The sequence below is a fragment of the Anaerobacillus sp. ABD4_527 genome (assembly GCF_056160805.1).
Window position 1 is genome coordinate 1,766,217 of record NZ_JBSWXZ010000001.1, and the last position, 25,964, is coordinate 1,792,180.

Sequence of the window (25,964 nt, forward strand, 5' to 3'; positions counted from 1 at the left end):
GGTCATTCGATGATATTAATTGATCAACTAACATACGCTAGGAAAAGTTTCACTCTAAACGTTCACCATTTACAACTTAATTCTGGTATCACCATCTTAGTAGGAAAGAACGGAGCTGGGAAATCTACTTTCCTTCAACTCCTCGCCACAGCTCTAAAGCCACATCGAGGCACCATTTCGTATGGAAGAAAAACGGTAAGTGAAGCATTACCTTATATTCGTAAACAAATCGGTTTTCTTCCAACAGGTGTAGAATTGTATGAAGAAATGAAGACGAAGCAGTTCTTGAATTACATGAGCGAATTAAAAGGGATACCGAATGCGAAAGCTGTAGAAGCATCGATTCAAGTTATGAACCTTGAGGATGTAAAAAAGAACAAGATAAAATCTCTTTCTCAAGGCATGAAGCAACGAGTAGGGATCGCACAAGCACTACTAGATTCGCCTTCCTTTCTACTACTCGATGAACCTTTAAATTACTTGGACAGTCAAGAAAGGAAGAACGTAGTCTCTCTCTTGTCACGGTATGGAACAAATAAGATCGTTCTCGTCGCAACGCATGATCTAAATGAATGGGAAGAAATTGCTGATAATATTATTTGGCTAAGTGAAGGACAGGTTCTTTTCGATGGTACAGTGAATTGTTGGAAAAGCAATGCAATTCGAGTTTGGCAAGGTAAAGTGAAGCACAACGAAGTCCATAGCCTGGATACGAATCGAATCACGTATATGAAGCGAGTTGATGATGGTATCATCGTAAAGTATCTATCAGAATCAAAGCCATTCAAATCCTTCACGTTGGTTTCAACTAGCATTGAAGATGCGTATTTTATTCGAAAATATAATACGATCCTTGAACATAACCAGTTCTAACGAATACATTCATCATTAAAAAACCTCCTAACAATTAGGAGGTTTTTTACATTTATCTTTTTGAATTCCAGGCAGTTGTGTAAATGTTAAACAGCTCTTCAAGTTGTTTAACAAGGTTTAGCGCAAGAAGACCATTTCCTTCTGCACTATTCCGATATCCGATCGGAACGGTCCGCTTGATGAGCTGGGCATAGATTTCAGGTTCCGTTAGCGTTCTGTTAAATTCTTTCTCAGATAAATTCATTAACAGTGCTAACGCTCCAGATACATGCGGTGCTGACATTGAGGTACCAGACAACACTGCGTATTTGCTTTCAGGGAAAGTAGAGAGAATATCGACGCCAGGTGCAATGAGGTCGATCTCATCGTTTGTATTTGAAAATGGTGCTAGCGTACGACTAAATGATGAAGCACCTACCTCGATCACTTCGTTATAAGCACCAGGATAAGCATATTCTGGTGTGTCAGCTCTTGCATCTCCTTCATTCCCTGCCGCACATACGACCGATATGTTTTGATCGATCGCGTCTTTTATCGCTTCATGAAGCTCTGGTAAGTCAGATGGGCCACCTAACGACATCGAAATAACATTCACCTTTTCACCGTTAGGGCCTTCCCAATCGATCGCATAACGAATTCCGCTAATGATGGATTCGTACGTGCCACTTCCCTCACCATTCAATACTTTCACGATTAGAAGCTTTGCTTCTGGTGCAACCCCTACGATTCCGTCTGCACCCTTCTCAGCGGCGATCGTTCCAGCCACATGAGTGCCATGCCCATTGTTATCATCATAGTTATCCGGGTCCGCATTAAAATCTTTCGTAAAGTTCTTTCCACCAATAATTCTAGACTTGAGGTTAGGATGATCAACTTGACACCCCGTGTCGACAACAGCCACTATTCTGTTTCTTCCACGATCAGATTCCTCCCAAATTTCAGGAGCCTGAATCATCTCTACACCGTCTGGATAAGCTTCATCCGCTTTACTGACTACTTCATTTACTTCAAATGGTATTAGTTTTACCTCGTTCATAAGTACCCCCTTCACGAGACGTTAACCGAATTATCTGATAAAAAGGGCGTTTTTGTCCAGTCCTATATGTGCTAATTCTTTCCTTATTTCGAGATGCGACTGATTCCTTAGACCTATAAGAGGCGGGCTGTTTTCTCAGCAAGGCTGCTACGCTCGGTATTTGAAAGCTGTGCGATGCCTACTTCGTCCTCCTGCTTTAACCGTTCTACAGCGTACGTCAGTCCGTTGTTAACTGAGTCAAGGTAAGGATGATCGATTTGATCGGGATCACCGATCAACACGATTTTCGTCCCTTCCCCGACTCTGGTCAAGATCGTTTTCACTTCATGAGGAGATAAATTCTGTGCTTCATCTATAATGATAAATTGATTTGGAATGCTTCTGCCTCGAATGTATGTTAACCCTTCTATTTTCAGAGTATGAAGACCTGATAAAATATTCTCTAGATCAGCTTCCGTTCGTGTATCAAAAAGAAATTCTAGATTATCGAAGATCGGCTGCATCCACGGTCGCAATTTATCTTCCTTTTCACCAGGAAGGAAGCCAATATCGTTTCCAACTGGTACGACCGGCTTCGAGATTAAGATCTTCTGATAAAATTGCTCATCCTCTGTTTGACTCAGACCTGCAGCGAGTGCAAGGAGCGTTTTTCCTGTTCCTGCCCTTCCAGTGACACAGACCAATGATACAGTCTTATCAAATAACAAATTCATCAACATGCGCTGTTGCACATTCTTCGGCGAAACTCCCCAGGCATTATAAGAATCCTTTTGGATTCCCTTCACAACCAAGCCATGATCTCCCATAACGACTTTTCCAATTCCTGAATGCTTGCTACCGAACAGATCCTTCATAATGATAAAGTCTTGAGGGTAGACCTCGTCCTCTACGTAATCACGTAAACTTTCAAGAAGTAGCTCTTCTTCATAAAGTGCATTGATGAGATCTGGTGGAACGCTTATTTCTACATATCCTTTATGTAATCGATCGATGTCTTGAATTAAACGGTCACTTTCATATAGTTCCGGGAAGAACGTAGAAAGATCAAGCGATTTCTTTAACGTATCAGCTTTCGCAATCATAAGCATGTCGTTTGAAACTAACGTAACTTCTCTAGACGGTTCATAGCTTAAGTTAATCGCAACTGCAATGATTCGGTTATCATTGGAATCCTCTCTGAACTCACTTTGAAGCTTTTCAAAAGAACGATGGTTAAGCTCTATTCTAAATGATCCTCCTGAATCAAGAGCGATCGGCTGATCTAGTCTACCTTTATTTTCATTTCGAAGGTCTTTGTATATTCTTCCAAATTCACGTGCGTTTCTGCCCACTTCATTCATAAGTCGCTTCTTGGAATCGATTTCCTCGAGAACAATCGCAGGAATAACCACTTCATTCTCTCCAAATTGAAAGATGGAATGAGCATCGTGCAAAAGAATATTGGTGTCTAGAACAAAGGTTTTTAACAACAGAACAGCTCCTTTTTCAAGTGAAATAGAAAGACTGAAAGGATACGTTATCCTCTCATATTCTTTATTCAAGATAAGAGTGAGCACAACCTAGCACCTTTACATAACTCAAATGAACTTTACTATATTTTCACATCAGGAAACTTCACATTGCGCATTCATAGAAAGGATTGTATAATGAAACGGTGCTAAACATTATATCGTTCAAAGGGGAGTAGCTAGCTACAGTATGGTCGTCATGACGAGAAACGATGTTTCTCCGGCCACACTGGCAGTCTATCAGACTGTTAGCGAGACCTTTGCCCGCATGCCGGACAAAGGACCCTTCTTTATCATCCTGTCCGTCGTCATGGCAGGATTTTTTTATTTGCTATCATTTTTATGAGGAAGGTGTATTCATGGATTTATTTTCAGCAGAATTTTTTATGGCGTTGCTGAGCATCATTATGATCGATATCGTACTTGCTGGTGACAACGCCGTTCTTATCGGTATGGCTGCTCGTAACTTACCAGAGCAACAGCAGAAAAAAGTCATTTGGTTAGGCGCACTTGGTGCAATTGTTATTCGTTCAGTTGCAACACTCCTAGTCGTTTGGTTGCTAAAAATACCTGGCCTCCTTCTTATCGGAGGAGTCGTATTACTCTGGATTGCATATAAACTATTAAATGAGGAAGAAGAAGATGAGGAAGTAAAATCAGCAAGTAACTTGTGGGCGGCTGTCCGTACGATCATCATTGCTGATGCTGCTATGGGCCTTGATAATGTGATCGCAGTTGCAGGTGCGGCAAACGGAGATTTCCTACTTGTTGTCATCGGATTGATCATCAGTATTCCAATCGTCGTTTGGGGAAGCACACTTATTCTTAAGCTAATGGAGAAATACCCAGTTATCATCTTCATCGGAGCGGGAGTTCTTGCATGGACAGCTTCTAAGATGATTCTACACGAGCCTTTTATCGGTGACTTTATCAATCACAATGCGTTCATCGAGTGGACCTTTATGATACTAGTAACAGCTTTAGTGCTTCTTGCAGGGAAACTGAAGTCAGCTTCGTCAAACCACGAGATTGCTCGTGAACATTAATGAAGAGCTCTGGGCGGACCAGAGCTCTTTTCTTATGTTTTCTCTTCACTAATATACTGCTTAAATATGCCATGTTCTTGAAACCCTAGCTTTCTCAACACAGGTTCTGAGGTTCCAAGTCTCGCTTGCGTAACGGCAAAACGGCTCCCTTTCTCTCTAGCTTCCACTAGTCTATCTTCCACCATCTTTCGGTAAATCCCTCTCCCTCTGTATGACGGCAACACGCCAGCACCAGTCATATAAAGAGTAAGACCATCATGACTATAACGATAGCTTGAGTAGCCTACAGGCTTCTCATCATCGAATGCTACTATAAATCCTCCTCGACGATCAGCAAGGTTTAAGTAGCTCACTCTCTCTTTATACGCTGCTTCTAAACTATCTTGGTCATAACCCCATACTTCACTGCTTAGTTTAGCGTGTAGGAACACATCTTCTTTTGTTTCTACATTTTTAATAAGAAAATGTGACGGTCTTTCTACAACATCTTCTATTGGCTTTGCTAAACCAACATATGTATCATAGTGGCTCATTCCAAGCTCTTTCAGCTTCGTTTCAAGGTCTGGATTATTTATGACCCACCAAGAAAAGGCCCGTCCCTCAAAATACTGAAATACAGAGGCTACATCTTCAACAGACTGCTTGTATCTAACCACTCTGTTCGCATGAAGACTCGTAGAATTCAAGTTTTTTATCATAATTAGGTCTTCTTTTAAAACAAAGCGAATACATTCAGGTACAAACGATGGTTCATAGTCCCATTGAAGCGCTTCAATCTTTTCTAACATTTCGTACACCTACTTTTTTAACATTCGATCATGATCTGTTTCTATGTCTTCTGGTTTGAGCCCGGTGGTAGCTGAGGCTTCCATCTGAAGGTTTCGGTTGCAGTTTTCGCATGTGAATGAAGACGACTTATTTCTTAACAGGATACGGTATTGGGGATGGCCAGGTTTAATTTCGTATTCTTTTTTACAGAATAAACACGTCTTTATCATTAGATCTCCCCCTTTCCTTATGTATTCTTCATGCCACCCATAATAAACCTGTAAAATGTCCAAATTGTCACATTCAGTTTTTGATTAGAATACATTATTCAAGGACATACTGGGAATAAAAGAACCATTAAGGAGGTGTACTCTTGGAAGCGAATCAGCTAAGAAAAGCCATTGAACAACGGAAACACTTTTACATTTCAAAGCTGGTTGAAGCAGGTGCATACTCCACTTCTGATCAACACCTTTACCAGTGCACTTTGACAGACCTTGAGAAAGAGTACAAACAGCTAAATTACTAATTCGAAGAGATTCTAACTGAATCTCTTTTTTTATGTTAAACACGAAATAAATTTAAAATATATGTATAGAATAAACGTGAAATGTCCAAGCTTAAGACATAGATAGATAAACTAGTAATGTTAGAAAGGATGATTTACTGTGAATAAAGCAGAACTACTACACACCGTTGCTGAGAGAGCTGAAATGTCAAAGAAGGATACTGCAAGAGTGATAGACACATTGATGGATACGATTGCTGAGGCACTCGCAAAAGGAGAAAAAGTTCAACTCGTTGGCTTTGGTAACTTCGAAGTAAGAGAACGATCCGCTCGTAAAGGTCGTAACCCGCAAACTGGAGAAGAAATTTTCATCCAAGCTTCAAAAACACCTGCTTTCAAACCAGGTAAAGCACTAAAAGAAAAAGTAGTCTAAACCTACAAAAGCTGGAATCGTTTGATTCCAGCCTTTTCTATTAAGGAGTCCATATGGATATCGTAAAATATGTAGTCACTGCGGCAACAATCGTGATGCTATGTTATTTTTATTATCGGATGGCAAGAAAATGACGAGCGCGCCCTAGAGCGCGCTTAACTGTTTACTAAGCTTATTATACCAATCCTCTGATAGCTCTTTCGCTTGCATCGCCTGCTCAAGACCCTTCCGATCTTTTCTGTCATGGTATGTTAAGCGATTTACCATCGCAACACTTACATCGTGATCTGGCCTTTTGTGAATGCTTACCTTTTCACCAGCAGATACATAACCTTCCTGAAGAACTCTTAGATAATATCCGCTAAATCCATTGTCAGTTACTTGTTTTACCATGTCGTCAACACGGAACTTACTTGCGAGTTTATAACACGGTTTCCTTGGTAAGCTTACTTGTACTAAGATTTCTCCTATACAGTAGATATCACCAATTCTCGCCTCATTTTCATCTAAACCGGAGATGGTAAAATTCTCGCCAAATGCTCCAGGAGATAGTTTACGACTCAACTTCTCTTCCCAGTAAGGATAATGCTCATAAGGGTATACACAGATCGCTTTCTCAGGTCCACCATGATGAACACGATCAGCCTGTCCATCCCCTTCTACCTGCTCTGTAGATACATAAACCGGCTCATGAGTAGATGTTTTTATAATACCTGATTCCATCACATTTCCTTTGTAACTCATTTCAACTGGCTTCCCAACATTTACGCTGATTAGATTTTTCATAGTCTTACCTCCCTCCTCTCTAATCGTAGCATAAATTTCCATTTCTAGAATGTCTGAAAATGAAAAAGCAGTCCCGAAAAAGGACTGCTTTTCACTATGAATGCTTATCATCTAGACGCTTTTCTATTTCTGCTAACTCCTTCTCATTTTTAAGAAGCTCTGCTTTATTTTGCTCGACAAGCTGTTTAAACGTTAATTTCTTGTGCTTTTTCACAATAACCCACCAACTTTCTGTCTGTATGCTAATGATTATACATCAGCAATACATAAGATAAGTTTACTAATTGTTAAAATTTTATGAAAATTAACACATAATTTAGTTTATTCATCTTTTTTTCTAATATAACCTTGTTCTTTTAAGGTTCTTTTTTTCATTTATAATGATGAGAGAAAGGGGTTTTTATGATGGGATACGTTGAGGAATTACGAAGCCTCGTTGGTAAACGCCCTCTTATCCTAGTGGGGTCAGTCGTGATCATTCGTAATAAAGAAGGGGCTATTCTATTGCAACAAAGGAATGAAAAGAAAAAACGTTGGGGGTTACCTGGTGGGTTGATGGAGCCTGGAGAATCTACAGAAGAAACCGCTATTCGTGAAGCGAAGGAGGAAACAGGATTACGAATACGTTCACTCACTCTTTTTCAAATGTACTCTGGTTCAGAGTTTTTTACTGTAGCTGATAATGGAGATGAGTTTTACTCTGTCACAGCTGCCTTTCATACGGATCATTACACTGGTCAATTAACTTCAAAACAAGAAGAAAGCTTGTCCTATGCGTTTTTTGACCCAACCTCTCTACCTGATAATATGGTTGGTAGTCATCGAAGAATGATTTCTGATTACGTAACCATCTCTACAAAATAAACAAACAGCCTGGCAATTCGCCAGGCTGTTTGTCTACAGTTACTCTCCTAAATTAACGTTGTGGTATACCTGCTGTACATCTTCAAGATCTTCGAGCACGTCTACTAGTTTTTCAAATTGTTCCTGTGACTCTGCTGGAAGGTCGACCTCATTTTGAGGGAGCATTGTTAATTCCGCAACAGTAAATTCAGTGATTCCTTCGTTTTTCAGCGCTTCCTGAACTGCATGAAACTGATCAGGTTCAGCATAGATGATCACAGCATCCTCTTCTTCTAGTAAATCTCTAACGTCGATGTCTGCTTCCATCAATAGCTCAAGCAGTTCGTCAGCCGTTTTTCCTTCGATACCAAATACAGCTGTCGGATCAAACATATAAGCTACAGAACCATTCACACCCATGTTTCCACCGTTTTTTCCAAAAGCCGCTCTCACATCTGAAGCAGTACGGTTCACGTTGTTTGTTAGTGTCTCTACGATCAACATCGAACCGTCTGGGCCAAATCCTTCATAACGAAGGTTGTCATAGTTTTCTTCAGATCCGCCTTTTGCTTTCTCAATCGCACGATCGATGATTGCTTTTGGAACATTGTATGTTTTTGCACGTTCTAGTACTAGTCGTAGTGCCTGGTTTGCTACTGGGTCTGGCTCTCCCTGCTTAGCTGCTACATATATTTCACGGCCGAACTTGGCATAAATTCTACTTGTATTTGCATCTTTTGAAGCTTTTTTTTCTTTAATGTTATTCCATTTACGTCCCATTACGTTCCACTCTCTTTCGACTTAATCTTCCCCATTAATTCATGGTTATGAACACTTTCATGAAAATACACTAACACTTCTCTATTAATTATAGCACATCGTAGTGGCCGCTTATTGAGATTCGCCTTTGGAAATGGTAGCAAGATAACCGTTTCCTTTTTGTACAAGAAGAGTATGATGGTAATTAGAAAGGTGGGGTAAGATGGAGAAACAAAGAGTAAGAGATTATGGTATTTCTATAGGAGAATTAAATACGGGACCGCTAAACTCAATAACCGACGTGACAGGGGTTACAGTTGGACATGCTACGTTAAGTAACGGTGACATGCAAACTGGCGTAACAGCCATCCTTCCTCATCAAGGGAATACGTTTAGAGAAAAATGCATGGCTTCTACTCATGTGATCAATGGGTTTGGAAAAACCATGGGTACGATTCAAATGACCGAACTTGGAACATTGGAAACGCCTATTGTGTTAACAAACACACTTAGCATTGGAACAGCATCAGATGCACTCATCGAATATATGCTCGATCGATGCCCTGAAATCGGTCATTCAACAGGAACGGTCAATCCTGTCATAGGAGAATGCAATGACATGTTTCTTAACAACATCCGAGCAAAATACGTGAAGAAAGAACATGTTTTTGAAGCTATTTCTAACGCTTCTACACATGTAGAAGAAGGCGCAGTTGGAGCAGGTACAGGTATGCTTTGTTACTCGTTAAAAGGTGGGATTGGAACTTCATCTAGAATGATGGAAATGGCGCATGGCACCTATACACTAGGTGTTCTTGTCGTAACCAATTTCGGTATATTACGAGACCTGCGTATCGATGGAAAACCAATCGGTGAAGAGCTCAAAGCAAATCTATTACATAAATGGGAAGAAAAAGATAAGGGTTCAATTATGGTGATCGTTGCGACAGACCTTCCTGTTTCGGAGCGACAGCTAAATCGAATCATCAAACGATCCGTAACGGGCTTATCGAGGACAGGTTCCATCATTACTACTGGAAGCGGCGAGATCATCATTGGATTTTCCACAGCAAACAAGATTCCACACGAGAAATCTTCAGAACCGTTACAACTCCAAACGATCCACGAAGAAGACATCGACCTAGCATTCCGAGCGGTAGGTGAAGCTACTGAAGAAGCGGTGCTAAATTCACTAACACAGGCAACACATGTTGTAGGTAGAGACGGAAACGAGCGACCAGCATTAAAGGATTTGTTGAAGGAGTTTGATATTAAGCTAGAATAAGAACCTACTAGGTAAGTAGGAGCTCAGCCAGTCGAGAACCAATGTCATTATTCGGTGCTCCCGATGCCGTAGTCGATTGCACGCTTTCCGCGGACGAACGGCCAAGCCCGAGGTGAAACCCGCACCTCCGGTCTCGGCCGCCCGTTCTACCGCAGGAGTCCGCGATCGTCTCTCCTACTACTAATCCAAAACCTTACTTTCTCTACATGCTAAGAACCTACTAAAATAAGTATATTCTTCTTCTACAACTCATCAAAGCCATTATCGTCTGATACTTTTGTATACTGCCTGGATTTCTGTTCGAAGAAATCACTCTTTCCAGAATTCACATCTGCATACGCCTTAATCCATCGCATCGGGTTTTCTCGATAGCCATCGAATGGCCGGTCTATTCCAAGTTGGTTGACACGTTTATTCGTCATAAATTTAATGTAATCATTAAGCTCATTTTGTGAAATTCCAATAAATTTATTTCCTATGATTGCTTCCCCCCATTTCATCTCTAACTCAGCTGCTTTCTTGAACGTGTCCTTTATGAATCGATGGTTTTCTTCTGTATTTAGCTGAGGTTGTTCATTAAATAATTCTTTTACAATGTTCGCAAATAAAGTAACGTGTAGCTGCTCATCACGATTAATGTAATTGATCATCGTAGATGTCGATACCATCTTTTGATTACGGGCGAGGTTATAGAAGAACGCGAATCCCGCATAGAAAAACAAGCCTTCTAAAATAACGTCATATACGATCGACTCAAAAAACGTTTGAGGCGTCGGGTCTTCTACAAACCTCTCGTAACCGGATGCAATAAACTCATTTCTCTCAAGTAAGATGTCGTCATGCTTCCAATATTCAAAGATTCGATCCTGCTCCTGTTTTGAAACTAGTGATGAAAGCACATAGCTGTAAGATTGATTATGGATAACTTCTTGGAAAGAAAGAACTTGCATTAAGGCAGATAAACTAGAATCTGTTAAATAATCAGCTACTTTACTCGAATAATCAGTTTGAATGGAATCAAGAAACGCTAGTAGACCAATAATTTTCTTGAACGTATCCTGTTCATCGTTGGATAAGGAGTCCCACTGTTTAACGTCTGAAGACATGTTGATTTCAAACGGCGTCCAAAAATTACCCAACATGTTTTTATACATTGTATACGTCCAATTGAATCTTGTATCGTCCCAGTTTAAAACGTTCGAACTTTTGCCATTAATAATCCCACTCGAGCGATTGGGAGCTGAAATATCATAGATCTTTCTTTTTTGGATTGTATTCATACCTCTTCCTCCTAACTTGAGCAGCTTTCGCAATCTTCGATATCTACTGATGTACTTCTCACGTAATACGTGGTTTTTAGCCTTTTTTTCCATGCTGTCATGTGTATGTTCAACAGTTCCTTTGCTTTAATCGTGTTTTGAACATAGATGTTAAACGAAATAGACTGATCGACATGGCGTTGACGCGCAGCATTTTGTTCAATGCTCCATAATTGATCGATATAATAAGCCGACTTATAATACCAGGTCGTTTCAGGTGATAAATCAGGTGCTGTAACAGGTATCTTGTAATCTTTCTTTTCCTCAGAATACTCTTTACGAAAAATTGGATCGATCGATGCTGTGGAACCTGCTATTAAACTTGTGGAGCTATTCGGTGCAACAGCTAGTAGATTAGCATTGCGTAGACCTTGCTTCTTCACTTTTTCTTTCAGTGTTTTCCACTTTTCATCGTAATAGTTTCTACAATCAAAATAAGCGCCAGTATGCCAGTCCGATTTCTCGAACATCGAGTAACTCCCTTTTTCACGAGCTAATTCCGAACTCGCTTCAATCGCTAAATAATTGATCGTTTCATAAAGATGATCCGCAAACTCAACAGCTTCATCAGACTCCCAAACGAGCTTCTTCTTCGCTAAGAGGTGGTGCCAACCGAAAGTTCCAAGTCCGATCCCTCTATATTTTTCATTTGTAAGTTGAGCTTGTGGAACTTCAATCGTGTTACAATCGATGACATTATCAAGCATTCGAACTTGAATTGGGATTAGCCTTTCGAGAACACCTGCTGGGACTGCTCGACCTAAATTAATACTCGATAGGTTACATACCACATAATCGCCAGGATTTTTGGTAATTACGATCTTTCCGTCTTTTGTTATTTCTTCTTCCACAGTCGTCGCGCTCATGTTCTGCATAATTTCAGTACATAAGTTCGAGCTGTAGATCATACCTGCATGCTTATTCGGATTGGCTCGATTCACTGCATCTCGATAGAAAATAAATGGCGTACCTGTTTCTAACTGCGATTTCATAACGCGCTTCATAATATCGATGGCTGGTATGGTTTTTCGAGATAATGTATCACTGTTTACGCACATTGCGTATTTTCTTCTGAAATCTCCATCGCCTTCACGTTCATCGTACGCATCTTCTAGGGAAAACCCCATCACTTTCCGAACTTCGTGAGGATCAAACAGATGCCATTCACCACGTTCTTCGACGGTTTCCATAAATACGTCTGGTATACACACTCCCGTAAAAAGGTCATGTGTTCTCATCCGCTCATCACCGTTGTTCAGCTTTGCATCAAGAAATTCAATGATGTCTCGATGCCAAACATCGAGGTAAACTGCGACCGCACCTTGTCGCTGTCCTAGCTGATCCACACTTACTGCCGTGTTATTCAGTTGCTTCATCCAAGGGAGGACACCAGATGATTTCCCTTTGTATCCTTTAATGTCACTGCCTCTAGCTCGAATCTTCCCTAGATAGGCACCGATTCCACCTCCGTTTTTTGACACTGTCGCAATGTCAGTGTTGCTGTCATAGATGCCTCGCAAGCTATCATCCACCGTATCGATAAAACATGAACTAAGTTGCCCATATGTTTTCCCTGCATTCGCGAGAGTGGGCGTTGCAACTGTCATATAGAGATTTGAAATGGCCCAGTAGGCTTCCTTCACTCGTTCCAAACGTTTATCTTCCGACTCCTTCATCATCAGCATCATCGCGATAATGAGAAAGCGCTCCTGAGGAAGTTCCAGAGTGTTTTTTTCGTAATCTTTTGTGAGGTACCGATCTGCAAGTGTTCTTAACCCGATATAAGTAAATAGATGATCACGCTCAGGGACTATGTTTGCTGCAAGGTGTTCAATTTCTTGTTCGCTATAGTACTTAAGAAGATCCGCGTTGTAGATCCCTTGATCCGTAAGTCGTTTCAATAAGCGATAAAATGCCCCTTTCCCATACACCTGTTCTTCTCTTCGTATGTGCGAGGCTCTGTCATAAAGTGACTGAAGGTGAAATGACGCTGCTACATATGTCCAATCTGGTTCTTCGGCTCTAATCCGCTCGAGCGCATTTAAAATTAACATGTGCTCAACATCGCCCTTCGACATTTCTCCAGATACACCGCTTCCTAATTTGTTAAAGAACCCTTCACTATCAAGATTTGAAAAACGCTTAAGAATGTTTTTTGCTTCTATTATGATCTCATGGTCCTCTAGAGCAACCGTTAAACTCATCTAACCCTCTCCTTTTTTTAGCAAAATAAAAAAGCTCACTCTTCTATGAGTGAGCTTTTGAGAATACGACAAGGGTAGAATCCAGGGATAACCCTGCATTCTTTCTGCCACTTCTCATCCTCAATCCCCGAAGAATAGAAACGTTTCTGAGCATCGGCAGGTCTACTGGCTACGTGCTTCTTCCTCAGCAAGCCTTCCCGGATCCTCATCCAGTGGCATTTGCTTCGTCCACACGACAGTTGCGGGGACAGCTCCGGATTAAAACCGGATTCCCTATTAAGTCGTTTCACGACACCGCATACTCAATCACTATTTAATTAACTACCACAAAATCAATATATAGTGTCTAAAACAAAAACGAAACACAAAATATCGATGTATTTATCTTATCGCACATTTTGTAATCTAACAAGAAGAAAAAATCAATTAATGTGTGATTAGGTATAAAGTCTTTCTAAAGCCTAACACTATCTTTCATTTCCAGCATATATTGTTTATACCTAAAAATGTTTCCTTAAGGAAAAAGGAGATAAGCTTATGAGTAAAAAGCAGCACACATGCTTAAAAAAACTAGCCGGATATACACAGTTGTGTTATAAAATGGGATTGCTTAGTGAAGAAGAAAATAAGGAGATCATGAATCACTTATCACAAAAATCATGAGCATAAAAAAAGAGATAGGAAACCCTATCTCTTTACGTTAGCTTACCTTTTCAATTAATGCAGTAAGTAATTCATCTTTCTTTTTCGCTAATGCCATTGCTTCTTCACGTTTCTCTTTCATTTCACTGAACTTTGCTTTCATTTCTTCTTTCTCTTCATCTGTAAGCTCAGGTCTTTCGCCACTATCTTTCCATTCTTGTTTTTGTGCTTTCAATTTCTCATGAGCAGCCTTTGCTTCTTCATGAAGTGCATTTAACTGCTCATTTACGTCGGCTAACTCAGTTTGTAATTCTTCAACGCCATCAATTGCTGAGGCATTTTTATCGAGCAATAAATCGATTAGCTTTTCTTGTTTCTCAACAATCGATCCCATTAATTCATGATTTTCATTTCCTTTTCCTTCTTTATGAAAACCTCGCTTATGGTGATGCCCTTTCACCTGTCCTTGTTCTTGAACTACCTCAGTACCGTCTACTTGTGCACCCTCTTCAGATGCCGCGTTTGCACTCACTCCAGCAATTCCACCTGCAAGTACAACTGAACCTGCAATACCTAGTAACCACTTTTTCATTTTCTTTCGATCTCCCTTCAAATTATTATCCTTACAAACTTAATTATGGACAATAATTGTGGAAGAAATTGCGAAAAAAGTGTGTGAAATTGTGTGATTTTATTTCCTTAGCTTTTCAATGACCGTGCCATCCAGACTCCTCACGTGCAAATCACGTTGAGGAAAGGGAATTTCAACATTATGATCTGCAAGCACCTTATTTATTCGGAAATTAAGATTACTCTTTGTCACGACCGCTGCTTTTGGAGAAGAAATCCAAATGAACAACTGAAAGTCCAAGGATGAGTCACCGAACCCGATGAAATTTACAAACGGTTCTGGTTTTTCAAGTACATACATCGAATCTTCTTTCTCATCTTTTGCAACTTGATGGAGCAGCTCTCTTACAAGTTCAACATCTGAACCGTAAGCAACTCCGATTGGTACGACGAGACGCAATCGATTATCTCCGTAAGAGTGGTTAACGACCTGTTCTTCTATAAAGTAAGAGTTAGGCATGATGATTCGTTCATTATCAAGCGTTCGTATAATTGTTGCTCGCATTTTAATTTGCTCAACATCTCCGATGATGTCATTAATTATCACGCGATCACCTACTTTGATGGGACGCTCAAATAATATAATAAGACCTGAAATGAAATTGTTAGCAATGTTTTGCATACCAAAGCCAATTCCTACACCTAATACACCTGCGAAGATGGTCAATGCGCTTAAATCGATTCCAACAGTAGTCAAGCTAATAATCACTGCGATTACCATCAAGGTATAATGGAACACTCGATTAAATGTAAATTGAAGCCCTGTATCGAGCCGGTAATGGTCATACAAAGGGGGCATCAGTAGTGAGGTGAATATCTTTGACAGCCTGTTCGCAAGCGTAATGATAAACAATGCGATGAGAAGAAGCAGCAAAGATATTTCAACATCCCCAATCGTGAACAGCTCACGGCTCATCCAGGCATACTCAGAAAAGTAGAGAAGCAAGAAAACGATGATGGCATATAGCGTTAGCCAGTTTAGGAATGAAAGGACTGCATGCTTACTCTCCTTTTTTTCTAAACCTTTTCTTTTAAAGAACAGCGCTTTAACGATGAACCTAAACAAAAGGATACCTATAATAACGGCAATTGTAATGAACGTGTCTTTAGCAATTGAACTTTCAAAGAATGGAGATAAAAAAGTAAAAACCTCCTTTAGCAAGAATTGTGAATGGTCACATGTAACCTATTCCGTTATCAACACGTTATGTTGTATATAGTGATCTAGGGGGTTAAGGAATGAAAAAGTACTTACTTTTTAGCTTTGTTATAGTAATGCTTATACTTACTGCCTGCAGCTCTAATCAACAGTCAGAAAGTGGTGACAGCGGAGAGCCACTCTCAGAAGAGATGGATAGAAGTGCAGGCGAAACAAAAGATAGCGCTTCCGAATCCAGCTCTACGAACGAAACGATGAAGATGCCAGAACTTCAAACAGATCGAAAAGTTATCTTTAACGCTAATTTATCTTTAACTGTAGAGGATCTTTCTGATGCCACAGGCCAATTGAAAGAGCTTCTCGAAGCAAATGGTGGGTATATTGTAGAATCAAGAACGTTCTCTGAAGAAGAGATCAACTACGGTTCGATGACAGTCAGGGTCCCTCAAGATAACTTTTACCCTTTTCTTGATGAAGCTGAAACAATTGGTAAAGGTACACCAGAAAAATCGGTTACTGGAACTGATGTTACAGAAGAATTTGTAGACTTAGAAGCAAGGCTGAAAGCTAAAGAAAATGTGAGAGATAGGCTCCAAACATTTTTAGAAAAAGCTGAAAAAACGGAGGATCTGTTAGCTATTTCAAACGATTTGTCTCGAGTCCAAGAAGAGATCGAGCAGTTAAAAGGGCGTATGAACTATTTAAACAATCAAAGTGACTATTCGACCGTGACTGTTTCTTTAAAAGAAAAGAAAATTAAAGTCCCTGCTTTCGGAGAAGGTGATAAGAGTACGATCGCCGAAGCAAAACAGTTGTTTATGAAAACAGCAAATGGAATTCTATCCTTCTTCTCGAAGACGGTTGTTGTGCTCATTGGATTATCTCCTGTGCTCGTGCCACTTGCAGCTTTAACCCTACTTTTCTTCATACGCAATCGTAGAAGAAAAAAAAGTGATCCAAATATCCATTAATATCGTTAGCTTATTAAATCTACAATTGAGCAAACGAGGTGATACGATGAAAATAGTCATGTCTCTAGTTACTGCAGCCATCATCTTTCTCCTGATTGCTGGATATACCAATAACTATTCATCAACAGCTGAAACGGGTTCAGAACCAGTTAAGAAAGTAGAGATTGAAAATGGTGACGTAGCGTATGACAACGTAAAACAATCGATCGATGAAAATGCAAATAAAATTCCAGAGTCGAGTGAAGAAGGTATAATCCCTGTATCTGTCGAGATCCCTTCTATTGAAGTTAAATCAAAAGTTGAGAATGTAGGTATTTTGGAAAACGGACAGATGGGTGTTCCATCCAACCACGTAAATGTCGGATGGTTTGAACCTGGCTTCAAGCCTGGCACGACCGGAAATTCCGTCATAGCAGGTCATGTAGATAGCAAATCTGGACCATCTGTTTTCTATCACCTTGAAGATCTATCAGAAGGTGATGAAGTATACGTAACAGGTAAGGATGGAGAAACACTTACGTTCGTTGTAACAGGGAAAGAAAGGTACCCATTTCAGAATGCACCTATTGAAAAAATCTTTGGACCAAGTAATGATGCAAATCTGAACCTCATCACGTGCACTGGTAACTTCAGTCAGTCTCATGGAACACACGAAGAACGACTCGTCGTGTTCACTGAGCTCAAAGCAGACTAGTAATTTAACAGAAAAAAGACGCTTCTCCTATTCTATAGGTCGAAGCGTCTTTCATTATGCAATCAACTAGCTTTTTTGATTTCTACCTCATTTAAATATCGATTGAAATAGTCATCAGTTTCAGATTTAATCACTTTAAACAATAATAGTAAAGCGATTAAGTTTGGAATCATCATAAGCGCATTCGCCATATCTGCAAATGCCCAAACAGTCGTCAGATTAGCCACTGTTCCTATAAAACATGCGAAGATATAGACAAATCCATAGTACGTAGTAAATTTTGTACCTGCAAGGTATTCAAAACATTTATATCCATACACATACCAACCAATAATCGTTGAGAACCCGAAAAAGATGACTGAGAAGGTGACAATGTACTCTCCAATAATACCTAGACTCGATCCGAAGGCAGCCGTAGTCAATGCACCTGCTTCTAGATCCGCATTATGGACGACACCTGAGAGTTCTCCACCTGTTGGATCCCAAAATCCAGTAATGAGTAATACTAACGCCGTCATCGTACAAACGATGATCGTCACGATAAAAGTACCTGTCATCGCCACAAGCGCCTGTCGCACGGGGTGCTCAGCCTTTGCATTGCCAGCGATAAGAGCGGCTGTACCTAAACCAGCCTCATTTGAGAAAATTCCTTTTGAAACTCCGGATTTAACTGCTTCCATTACGATTACGCCTGAAAAACCTCCAACAGCTGAAATTGGGGAGAATGCGTATGTGAAGATTAACTTCATCGCAGGTAGGATAGCTTCAACATTCAGGATGATAATGATCAATGCTCCAACTATGTAGAGAACTGCCATTATTGGAACGAAGAATCCTGCTACAGAGCTGATACGTTTTACACCACCGAAAATAATCAGAGAGGTAAGTCCTGCAACGACTACTCCTGTTACCCATCCATCAATATTAAAGCTCTCATCAACTACACTCGCAATCGTATTCGATTGAACACTGTTTCCAATTCCTAAGGAAGCGATCGCACCGAATAATGCAAATGATATCGCAAGCCACTTCCACTTTGCCCCAAGACCTTGTTCAACATAGTACATCGGTCCACCGGCATACTCACCTTTATCATTTTTCACACGATATTTCATCGCAAGAAGGGCTTCACCGTACTTGGTCGCCATGCCAACCAGCCCTACAATCCACATCCAAAAAACAGCACCTGGGCCCCCGATCGTGATCGCAGTAGCTACACCGGCTATATTTCCGTTACCGATCGTAGCAGCCAAAGATGTCATAAGTGCTTTGTAGTTACTAACATCTCCCTCAGCAGAGTTGTCTTCGGCTTTTTCTTTCGTAAAAGCAAGCTTAAATGCATAGCCTAGCTTTCTAAACTGAAGCCCTTTAAGGATAAGTGTTAAAAAAACACCAGTTCCGAACAATAGGATTAAGCTTGGTGCTCCCCACAAAAATCCATTTACTATTTTTAGCAGTTCTAAGATGTCCATTCCCTCTACTCCTCCAACGTGTTAACGCTTTCAATTGACGACCTTTATACATTACCATCAGAATTATTTTTTCGTCAATTATTAAAACAAACTAGTCCGATTAAATCATTCGTTCTTCCCATAGAAAAAGAGACCCTCAACAGGTCTCTCAGTAGAAATTCCTTTTATAACTGTCCTAGAGCGTCACTTATTGTAAGATCACCATTTAAGATTTCAAACGTTTTATTGAATGTATTTTCATTCTCTACGATTTCAGCTAATACGGAAGCCACGTCTTCTCGAGGAATCTGACCAGATTTATCTTCGAGGGTTTCTGCTGCGCGAATTTGTCCAGTAGCAGGATCATTCGAAAGGCTTCCTGGTCGAAGGATCGTGTACGTTAAATTTGTGGATTTTAAATGCTCATCTGCGCGTTTTTTCGCATACAGATAATGTTTCATATTATCTGGACCTTGCTCAGGATGGTCAGCTCCTACTGAGCTTAAGAGTACGAAGCGTTTGATTCCTTGTCGAGTTGCTTCGTCGATTGATTTAATCGCACCTTCTTGGTCGATAAGAATCGTTTTATCTGCGCCAGTGTGTGGACCTGAACCTGCTGCAAAGATGACTGCTTCACATCCGTACATGGCATGAGAAAAATCTTTCTCTAGATCACCTAGTACGGTTTTTCCACCTGCATCTTCAATGGCTTTCACTTGGTCAGTATCTCGAACCATCCCTACTGGATCGTATCCTTTTTCTGCAAGGCTTTTTATTACATGTGTTCCTACCTGTCCGTTTGCACCAATTACAAGTACTTTCACAACTATCTTCCTCCTTTATATCCATTCACCTCTGTTATTTTCCTCATAAGTAATACAAATAAACACATGAAAGCGCTATAACTAATTGCGAATGTTTTTTTTGAACTAAAATGAGTCGATTTATGTAATTTAAAAGGTTTTTATGGTAAATTGTTAGAATATTTAGTATTGAACTACATATGAAAGGGGCTATTATTTTGGAAGCTGTATTAAATAACATTAGCGGATTCGTGTGGGGATGGCCTCTCTTGATCCTCTTGGTAGGAACAGGAATATTTCTCACTATCCGGCTAGGATTCTTGCAATTTACGATGCTACCGTATGCATTGAAGCAAGCCTTTACTAAGAAACAAGATAAATCCTCAGAAGGTGACATATCTCACTTTCAGGCACTGATGACAGCTCTTGCTGCTACGATCGGTACGGGAAATATCGCTGGGGTAGCAACAGCGGTTTTCGTAGGGGGACCAGGAGCTGTGCTCTGGATGTGGATCAGTGCTTTATTCGGAATGGCTACTAAATATGCTGAGGCTATTCTGGCAGTAAAGTACCGATCGGTAGATTCGAACGGAGAGATGTCAGGGGGTCCGATGTACTATTTAGATAAAGGACTCAACATGAGATGGCTTGGAATGGTCTTTGCATTTTTCGGAGCATTTGCAGCATTCGGGATAGGAAACATGGTTCAATCGAACTCTGTTGCAGACGCCGTAGCAACGTTTGGAATCGCTCCATGGATTACTGGTCTTATTTTAATGGTTCTTACTGGTCTCGTTATTCTTGGTGGGATTAAGAGCATTGGGCGGGTTACAGCGTTTTTCGTTCCTGTTATGGCGCTTTTCTATGTGATCGGCGGCTTAATCGTTCTCCTTATGAACATCGATCTCATTCCAGCTGCCGTATCGTTGATTTTCTCTGATGCTTTCACTGGTGAAGCTGTAGCAGGGGGAGCTATTGGTGCTGTAATCCGCTATGGTGTAGCTCGTGGAGTCTTCTCAAATGAAGCTGGCCTAGGCTCCGCTCCGATCGCTGCAGCAGCTGCTAAAACGGACTACCCTGGTCGTCAAGCACTCGTTTCAATGACACAAGTATTCATCGATACGATCGTTGTTTGTTCAATTACAGGTATCGCTCTCGTAATGGGTGACCTCTACATGGGCGATCTGAACGGTGCTGCACTTACAACGGCTACTTTTGAGAAGTTCCTAGGAGTACCTGGTGCGCTGATCGTAACGGTCGGTTTGATTCTATTTGCATACTCAACAGTATTGGGATGGTCTTATTACGGGGAAAAGTGTTTCTCTTATCTGTTTGGTGAACGTTCGATCAAATATTACCGCTTCGTTTTTGTTTTAGCAGTATTTGTTGGAACAACACTTAAACTTAATGTCGTTTGGCTGCTAGCTGATATCTTTAACGGCCTGATGGCTTTACCAAACTTGATCGGACTATTAGGTCTTTCTGGAGTCGTCGTTGCCGAAACGAAACGTTTCCTTGAAAAGGTAAAAGAAGAAAAACGAGAAGCTCAATCTCAAAGCATGTGATCATTCACAAAAAAAGTGGCACCCAGCTTGGGTGCCACTCTCTTTATCTATTCTATTAGAAGCTATCTTTGATCACTACGCGCTCTACTGGGAAACGAGAAGATGCATGTGCTTCAGCTGCTGCTTTACCAATTGAGATCAGCATAACAGGGACATATCTAGATGGAATGTTGAATTCGTTGATAAGAGCTTGTGGATTGAAGCCGCCCATCGGAATCGTATCATATCCCTTAGCTTTCGCTGCAAGCATAAGCTGCATAGCAGCTAGAGAACTATTCTTTACTGCCTCACTGTACGCGAAGCCTTCTCTTTCATATGCTCCATTAATTTGAGAAACCAGTGTTTCCTTGACTGCATTATCCATAAAACCATTCTCTACAGCTTGACCGTAAATTTCTTCTGCATGCAGATTTGCTTCTGTATCTCCAAGAATTACGATTGTTGCAGAGCTATCTACAACTTGTTGCTGATTAAAAGCAATCGGTAGAAGCTTTTCTTTTTTCTCATCATCTTCAATCACAAGAAACTTCCAGTGTTGAAGGTTCCATGATGACGGCGCTTCAATCGTAGCATTAAGAATGTCATTCATATCTTCATCAGGGATCTTAACCCCTTTTTCGTACTTTCTTACAGAGTGACGCTCTTTCATTACTTCAAGAGCATCTAGCTTTTGTTCAACTTGTGTTGTCATCTTTCCTCTCCCTTTCCTATCCATTTATCTCTAAGTTTCGTCTCTATTATAATGTAACATATTTTATTACAGTTATAAAACATCATTGTTTAGCAGTTGTGGCAGTATCTACCTTTTTTAGTAGGTGCTTTGTTCAGCAAGGATTTTGCATTCTTTTTCAACACTGCAAGAATCGACTTTGGCAGTTGATCTGGAAAATCAAGCTTTAACTTTAATTTTGATAGCTCTGTCGTAAGCTTGATTGCAAGCTCTGGATATGCCAGGTACAAAGAGCGATAGGATGCTTGATCGAGTTGAATGAGCTCAACATCAGTTATAGCTTTGGCATAAAGGTTTTGATGCACAAAAATCGATCTGTTCCCAAGTACATCATTTGGTCCAAGAACTGCAAGTGGCGTTTTTTCATCTTGCTGATAAATCGCTACGTTTCCTTGGCGAATGATATAGACATCACGATTCGTATGTTTAGGTCGAATTAAGAACCTTCCTTCATTCCGCTTCAACTTTCTCCCGGATCGCTCTAACTTATTCCAATCCTTTGTTTCAAACTTCGTTTCACTTTTACTCAATGCCAAACTTACCATGTTCGCTCACCCCCAAATAATTAGAAATTATTTTGTTACAGTTATCCCAAAAACAAAAACAATCATTATAATTGTTTTTGCTTCAGGCTTTGTATAATATCACGAATGGTGTATTTCTTCAAAAATGATGTTAAATGATCTTCAGCATCGGTGAAGATGTCACCAAGGACTTCAGATAGGTTCGCTCCCACAAGACAATACTGATTCGCGTCGGGACACTTAGGCTTCAATGAACCAATCGACGTTAACGAGTAAATCTTATCGAGCGTAACATCTTCGACTTTGCATGCTAATGTAAAGCCGCCACCAGCACCTTCTTTGGAGACAATGTATCCATTTTTCTTTAATAAACTAAGAATTTTTCTCATACGTACAGGATGGACGGAAGCACTGCCAGCAAGGTAGTCGCTTGTTGACATTTGTCCAGGCTTAATTGCTAATAAAGCCAGACTATGCACTGCAAGAGTAAAATCACTATTCAATTTTAGCGCCCCCTAACACTTTCTTCAATTCCATCCTATCGTACTCCTTTTGTACCTTGCAAGAAAATTTTAACAGGCAATCGCTTCTTTTGACTTATTTCGTACAGCGTTGAGCTGCGCCGAAAGTTCTAAAAACCATTTCTTATCTTTTGTAATAAGAGCTAGATCGATCAAGTTTAAAAGATACGTTTCGTCATGCTCAAAATCCTGCTTTTCCAACAATGAAACCCTATTTTGAAATGTTTCGATAACCTTTCCGACTGTCTCTGGGTTATCACATTCATGTACATATATCTTGATCGTTCCTAAATAATCATTTACTGAATCTACAAATCCTTTCACTAACTCATCATGAACTGATTTGCCTTTTACCCATTCACCTTTAGTAAATTGAGATTGTTGATGAAGTTGGTTCATCATTATTCTCCCTCCTTATGGAAGATTATCGTGTTCCAACTGCGTCATCGCATAATGTAATAATAAATATTACAGTTAGATTTGTCAAGAGCTTCGATCAAAGACCGAACTCTTCTGCTAGTAAACGATACGATTTAAGCCTCGCGTTAAAATCGTACGTTATCGTATTTACGATGACTTCATTGGTTTGATACATGTTACCTAACTCTTCGATTTGCTGTCTTACTTGCTTAGGGTCGCCTACGATTATACGATTTCTGTTTTCCCTGATTCTTGCTTTATCAAACACAGAGTATGGATATTGCAGCGCTTCGTCGGGTGACGGGAAGCCAGTACCTGATTTCCCTTGTTCGATTAATAAGATAGCAAGATCAAGACTAGAAGCTAAATACTCTGCTTCTTCCTCAGTTTCGCCGCATACAACAAAAACGGCTACGTTTGTTTTTGGTGTGTCGTTAAACTCTGAAGGTGAAAAACGCTCCATGTATTTATCAACTACGCTGCTACCACCATTCCCGTTTATAAAATGAGCAAACGAAAATGATAATCCTTTGTTCGCAGCAATTCTTGCGCTACCACCGCTTGATCCTAGTAACCATATGTCAGGTTTTGTGTCTCCAAGTGGTGTTGCATGAACATGATAAGAAGAAGCACGCCCATTTAAGTAATTTGTAAGCTCATCGATTTGTTCAGGATACCGGTCGATATCTCTACGGTTTCCGTCTGCCAATGCTCTTGTAACGTTCGGCATACCACCTGGAGCACGACCTAGACCAAGGTCGATACGGCCGGGATTTAAAGATTCAAGCATCCTAAAATTCTCCGCTACTTTATATGAACTGTAATGAGGTAACAACACCCCTCCAGACCCAATCTTCATATGACTCGTGTTCGCTGCGAGGTGAGCGATCAACACTTCAGGACTAGAGCCTGCAAGACTTTTTGTACTATGGTGCTCAGATACCCAAAATCGATGGTAACCAAGCTTCTCAGTTTCTTTTGCAAGTTCCGTAGTTTCTTTTAAAGCTTCGACAGCTGTTTTATTTTTTGATACGGGTGACTGATCCAAAACGCTTAATTTCATATATAACAATCTCCTCGATTTGTAAATTAAATTATTACAGTTAAATCATAACAGGTGTTTGTATTCTCTCCAATAAATCTGCTTAAAAAACAAACGGACCGTCACGCCCGTTAGGTTACGCCGGTCCAGTTTATTTGAGCTAGGATGTGCTTTCAGCAATTACTATTTCAACACCATGATGCTCGAGCATTTGTTGATACATACGTTCCGGCATCTTATCAGTAACGATTACATCGATATCTTCAAGCTTCGCGAATGTAAAAAACTCTGACTGTCCAAACTTCGTGGAATCAGCAAGAACGATGACACGTTTCGCTTGATTAATCATTTTACGCTTCACCATGCCATCCTCTTCATGTGCAATGGTCAGTCCTTGTTCAGTGATTCCAACCACTCCTATAAATGCTACATCTGCATTATATGAAGCAAGCTTTTCCACAACACTCGATCCATAAAGAAAAAAGTGCTCCTTTTCAAGCTTCCCGCCTAGAAGGTGGATGTCGAGGTCCGCTCCTCTAGAAAGGATGTCAGCTTGCTGAATCGAATTTGTAAGGATGACAGCACGCTTTTCAATCAAGAATTCAGCACAAGCTTGCACAGTAGTCGAAGCATCTAGAATAACGATATCACCAGGGTTTATGTATTCTGCTGCTATATGTCCAATAAGATGTTTTTCATTGGTAACTAAAGAAAGCCGATCTTGATAGGATTTAATTTCGTGACGCAATTGAGGTAAAACTGCTCCACCTCTCGTTCGTGTTACAGCTCCTTCTTCTTCTAAACGAACAAGATCTCTTCTTGCAGTATCTCTCGAAACTTCAAATAGCTCGCATATTTGTTCGACTGAAATACGTTCATTCTGCTTTAGGTATTCAAGAATCGATAGCATGCGCTCTTCTTGATACATCGGCACACCTCACTTCCATTCAATACCATTATAAGTTTATGTAATGAAAAAATCAATTATTTTAAGTAATTTAAGTTAAACTGTAAGTGTTTATAAGCAAACACATCAGATGGGAGTAGAAAAAGCACCCATCAAAGGGTGCCTTCTTTATATTAGTAAGCCCAAACTGCTCCTACGATAATCAATAGAATGAACAAAACAACGATTAGCGCGAAACCTTGACCGCATCCATAGCTCATAAAAAAACCTCCCTTCTAATCGAGATATAAGAAAGGTTTAGTAGCCGTAACCGCCGTAACCGCCATAACCACCTTTTCCATAGCAGCATGGTCCTGTGTTAGCTCCTCCAACTGCCGCTGCACCAACAATAATTAGAAGGATAAACAATACTACGATCAATGCGAACCCTTTACCGTATCCAGCAGGGCGCACGTTTTCTTTTCCACCGCTCATCTGAAAACCCCCTTTCCTCGAAGGTTACTAATACTATATGTGAACATTGATTGTTAGGGATGG

At 40.3% G+C, this 25,964-nt stretch carries 31 protein-coding genes and 1 riboswitch; of the genes, 10 read left to right on the top strand and 21 right to left on the bottom strand.

Going from position 1 to position 25,964, the window contains the following annotated elements:
• Positions 1-9: 9 nt before the first annotated feature.
• Positions 10-873, top strand: a complete 864-nt coding sequence (locus ACXAHI_RS09175) for an ATP-binding cassette domain-containing protein (protein ID WP_474847257.1) — start codon at positions 10-12, stop codon at positions 871-873.
• Positions 874-925: 52 nt separating this feature from the next.
• Here ACXAHI_RS09175 and ACXAHI_RS09180 read toward each other — a convergent pair whose 3' ends face one another.
• Both ACXAHI_RS09180 and ACXAHI_RS09185 read right to left on the bottom strand, forming a co-directional pair.
• On the bottom strand, positions 926-1,909 hold the full coding sequence (locus ACXAHI_RS09180; RefSeq protein WP_474847258.1) for a S8 family peptidase: 984 nt from the start codon (positions 1,907-1,909) through the stop codon (positions 926-928).
• Between the two features lie 113 nt (positions 1,910-2,022).
• Positions 2,023-3,378 carry a PhoH family protein gene (locus ACXAHI_RS09185; RefSeq protein ID WP_474847259.1) on the bottom strand — a complete coding sequence of 452 codons (1,356 nt, stop codon included), beginning with the start codon at positions 3,376-3,378 and terminating at the stop codon, positions 2,023-2,025.
• Positions 3,379-3,776: 398 nt separating this feature from the next.
• On the opposite strand from ACXAHI_RS09185, the gene ACXAHI_RS09190 reads away from it, so the two are divergent.
• Complete coding sequence (locus ACXAHI_RS09190) at positions 3,777-4,463, top strand: TerC family protein (protein ID WP_474810628.1); 687 nt, start codon at positions 3,777-3,779, stop codon at positions 4,461-4,463.
• A gap of 32 nt (positions 4,464-4,495) precedes the next feature.
• Here the strand turns inward: ACXAHI_RS09190 and ACXAHI_RS09195 are convergent, their stop codons facing one another.
• Positions 4,496-5,251: a GNAT family N-acetyltransferase gene (locus tag ACXAHI_RS09195; protein ID WP_474847260.1), complete on the bottom strand. Its 756-nt coding sequence runs from the start codon at positions 5,249-5,251 to the stop codon at positions 4,496-4,498.
• Positions 5,252-5,260: 9 nt separating this feature from the next.
• Complete coding sequence (locus ACXAHI_RS09200) at positions 5,261-5,461, bottom strand: hypothetical protein (protein WP_474847261.1); 201 nt, start codon at positions 5,459-5,461, stop codon at positions 5,261-5,263.
• A gap of 143 nt (positions 5,462-5,604) precedes the next feature.
• Here ACXAHI_RS09200 and ACXAHI_RS09205 point away from each other — a divergent pair, with 143 nt between their 5' ends.
• The gene (locus tag ACXAHI_RS09205) at positions 5,605-5,760 is read left to right on the top strand and encodes a Fur-regulated basic protein FbpA (protein WP_270179960.1); all 156 of its coding nucleotides are present in this window, start codon (positions 5,605-5,607) and stop codon (positions 5,758-5,760) included.
• Positions 5,761-5,899: 139 nt separating this feature from the next.
• Positions 5,900-6,172: an HU family DNA-binding protein gene (locus ACXAHI_RS09210; RefSeq protein ID WP_270179961.1), complete on the top strand. Its 273-nt coding sequence runs from the start codon at positions 5,900-5,902 to the stop codon at positions 6,170-6,172.
• Between the two features lie 144 nt (positions 6,173-6,316).
• Here the strand turns inward: ACXAHI_RS09210 and ACXAHI_RS09215 are convergent, their stop codons facing one another.
• The gene (locus ACXAHI_RS09215; RefSeq protein ID WP_474847262.1) at positions 6,317-6,958 is read right to left on the bottom strand and encodes an MOSC domain-containing protein; all 642 of its coding nucleotides are present in this window, start codon (positions 6,956-6,958) and stop codon (positions 6,317-6,319) included.
• 94 nt (positions 6,959-7,052) lie between these two features.
• Positions 7,053-7,172, bottom strand: a complete 120-nt coding sequence (locus ACXAHI_RS09220) for an FbpB family small basic protein (protein WP_318246487.1) — start codon at positions 7,170-7,172, stop codon at positions 7,053-7,055.
• A gap of 191 nt (positions 7,173-7,363) precedes the next feature.
• On the opposite strand from ACXAHI_RS09220, the gene ACXAHI_RS09225 reads away from it, so the two are divergent.
• Positions 7,364-7,822 (top strand): NUDIX hydrolase, encoded by a 459-nt coding sequence (locus ACXAHI_RS09225; protein WP_474847263.1) that lies wholly within the window; start codon positions 7,364-7,366, stop codon positions 7,820-7,822.
• Between the two features lie 39 nt (positions 7,823-7,861).
• Here ACXAHI_RS09225 and ACXAHI_RS09230 read toward each other — a convergent pair whose 3' ends face one another.
• Complete coding sequence (locus ACXAHI_RS09230) at positions 7,862-8,581, bottom strand: YebC/PmpR family DNA-binding transcriptional regulator (protein WP_270179963.1); 720 nt, start codon at positions 8,579-8,581, stop codon at positions 7,862-7,864.
• Positions 8,582-8,783: 202 nt separating this feature from the next.
• On the opposite strand from ACXAHI_RS09230, the gene ACXAHI_RS09235 reads away from it, so the two are divergent.
• Entirely contained in the window at positions 8,784-9,845 is a 1,062-nt protein-coding gene (locus tag ACXAHI_RS09235; RefSeq protein WP_474847264.1) for a DmpA family aminopeptidase, read from the top strand.
• Between the two features lie 242 nt (positions 9,846-10,087).
• Here the strand turns inward: ACXAHI_RS09235 and ACXAHI_RS09240 are convergent, their stop codons facing one another.
• Entirely contained in the window at positions 10,088-11,125 is a 1,038-nt protein-coding gene (locus ACXAHI_RS09240) for a ribonucleotide-diphosphate reductase subunit beta (protein ID WP_474847265.1), read from the bottom strand.
• 11 nt (positions 11,126-11,136) lie between these two features.
• On the bottom strand, positions 11,137-13,368 hold the full coding sequence (locus tag ACXAHI_RS09245; protein ID WP_474847266.1) for a ribonucleoside-diphosphate reductase subunit alpha: 2,232 nt from the start codon (positions 13,366-13,368) through the stop codon (positions 11,137-11,139).
• A gap of 138 nt (positions 13,369-13,506) precedes the next feature.
• A riboswitch (cobalamin riboswitch) is annotated at positions 13,507-13,683 on the bottom strand.
• Positions 13,684-13,905: 222 nt separating this feature from the next.
• Between ACXAHI_RS09245 and ACXAHI_RS09250 the strand changes: the two genes are divergently transcribed.
• A complete protein-coding gene (locus ACXAHI_RS09250; protein ID WP_474847267.1) occupies positions 13,906-14,031 on the top strand; it encodes a hypothetical protein in 126 nt (41 codons plus the stop codon).
• 37 nt (positions 14,032-14,068) lie between these two features.
• On the opposite strand, the gene ACXAHI_RS09255 is transcribed toward ACXAHI_RS09250, so the two are convergent.
• Positions 14,069-14,602: a hypothetical protein gene (locus tag ACXAHI_RS09255; RefSeq protein ID WP_474847268.1), complete on the bottom strand. Its 534-nt coding sequence runs from the start codon at positions 14,600-14,602 to the stop codon at positions 14,069-14,071.
• Between the two features lie 99 nt (positions 14,603-14,701).
• A complete protein-coding gene (locus ACXAHI_RS09260) occupies positions 14,702-15,802 on the bottom strand; it encodes a mechanosensitive ion channel family protein (protein ID WP_474847269.1) in 1,101 nt (366 codons plus the stop codon).
• Between the two features lie 77 nt (positions 15,803-15,879).
• Between ACXAHI_RS09260 and ACXAHI_RS09265 the strand changes: the two genes are divergently transcribed.
• Together ACXAHI_RS09265 and ACXAHI_RS09270 are read left to right on the top strand one after the other, a co-directional pair.
• Positions 15,880-16,770, top strand: coding sequence for a DUF4349 domain-containing protein (locus tag ACXAHI_RS09265; RefSeq protein WP_474847270.1), 891 nt, complete (start codon positions 15,880-15,882; stop codon positions 16,768-16,770).
• A gap of 46 nt (positions 16,771-16,816) precedes the next feature.
• Positions 16,817-17,464 carry a class F sortase gene (locus ACXAHI_RS09270; RefSeq protein WP_474847271.1) on the top strand — a complete coding sequence of 216 codons (648 nt, stop codon included), beginning with the start codon at positions 16,817-16,819 and terminating at the stop codon, positions 17,462-17,464.
• Positions 17,465-17,526: 62 nt separating this feature from the next.
• Here the strand turns inward: ACXAHI_RS09270 and ACXAHI_RS09275 are convergent, their stop codons facing one another.
• Positions 17,527-18,936 carry an alanine/glycine:cation symporter family protein gene (locus tag ACXAHI_RS09275; RefSeq protein ID WP_474847272.1) on the bottom strand — a complete coding sequence of 470 codons (1,410 nt, stop codon included), beginning with the start codon at positions 18,934-18,936 and terminating at the stop codon, positions 17,527-17,529.
• Positions 18,937-19,100: 164 nt separating this feature from the next.
• The gene (locus ACXAHI_RS09280) at positions 19,101-19,739 is read right to left on the bottom strand and encodes an SDR family oxidoreductase (protein WP_474847273.1); all 639 of its coding nucleotides are present in this window, start codon (positions 19,737-19,739) and stop codon (positions 19,101-19,103) included.
• Between the two features lie 197 nt (positions 19,740-19,936).
• Between ACXAHI_RS09280 and ACXAHI_RS09285 the strand changes: the two genes are divergently transcribed.
• Positions 19,937-21,283 (top strand): alanine/glycine:cation symporter family protein, encoded by a 1,347-nt coding sequence (locus tag ACXAHI_RS09285; RefSeq protein ID WP_474847274.1) that lies wholly within the window; start codon positions 19,937-19,939, stop codon positions 21,281-21,283.
• 55 nt (positions 21,284-21,338) lie between these two features.
• Here ACXAHI_RS09285 and ACXAHI_RS09290 read toward each other — a convergent pair whose 3' ends face one another.
• The 8 genes from ACXAHI_RS09290 to ACXAHI_RS09325 all read right to left on the bottom strand — a co-directional run bounded on the left by ACXAHI_RS09290 (position 21,339) and on the right by ACXAHI_RS09325 (position 25,901).
• Entirely contained in the window at positions 21,339-21,974 is a 636-nt protein-coding gene (locus tag ACXAHI_RS09290; RefSeq protein WP_474847275.1) for a nitroreductase family protein, read from the bottom strand.
• An 89-nt stretch (positions 21,975-22,063) separates the two neighbouring features.
• Entirely contained in the window at positions 22,064-22,558 is a 495-nt protein-coding gene (locus tag ACXAHI_RS09295; RefSeq protein ID WP_474847276.1) for a Crp/Fnr family transcriptional regulator, read from the bottom strand.
• A gap of 65 nt (positions 22,559-22,623) precedes the next feature.
• Positions 22,624-23,040 (bottom strand): RrF2 family transcriptional regulator, encoded by a 417-nt coding sequence (locus ACXAHI_RS09300; protein ID WP_474847277.1) that lies wholly within the window; start codon positions 23,038-23,040, stop codon positions 22,624-22,626.
• A 69-nt stretch (positions 23,041-23,109) separates the two neighbouring features.
• Positions 23,110-23,460 (bottom strand): IDEAL domain-containing protein, encoded by a 351-nt coding sequence (locus tag ACXAHI_RS09305; RefSeq protein ID WP_474847278.1) that lies wholly within the window; start codon positions 23,458-23,460, stop codon positions 23,110-23,112.
• A 94-nt stretch (positions 23,461-23,554) separates the two neighbouring features.
• Positions 23,555-24,541 carry an LLM class flavin-dependent oxidoreductase gene (locus ACXAHI_RS09310; RefSeq protein WP_474847279.1) on the bottom strand — a complete coding sequence of 329 codons (987 nt, stop codon included), beginning with the start codon at positions 24,539-24,541 and terminating at the stop codon, positions 23,555-23,557.
• 139 nt (positions 24,542-24,680) lie between these two features.
• Positions 24,681-25,448 carry a DeoR/GlpR family DNA-binding transcription regulator gene (locus tag ACXAHI_RS09315; RefSeq protein ID WP_474847280.1) on the bottom strand — a complete coding sequence of 256 codons (768 nt, stop codon included), beginning with the start codon at positions 25,446-25,448 and terminating at the stop codon, positions 24,681-24,683.
• Positions 25,449-25,600: 152 nt separating this feature from the next.
• Positions 25,601-25,687, bottom strand: a complete 87-nt coding sequence (locus ACXAHI_RS09320; protein WP_224880103.1) for a YjcZ family sporulation protein — start codon at positions 25,685-25,687, stop codon at positions 25,601-25,603.
• A 37-nt stretch (positions 25,688-25,724) separates the two neighbouring features.
• Positions 25,725-25,901 carry a YjcZ family sporulation protein gene (locus ACXAHI_RS09325; RefSeq protein ID WP_318246488.1) on the bottom strand — a complete coding sequence of 59 codons (177 nt, stop codon included), beginning with the start codon at positions 25,899-25,901 and terminating at the stop codon, positions 25,725-25,727.
• Positions 25,902-25,964 lie beyond the last annotated feature (63 nt).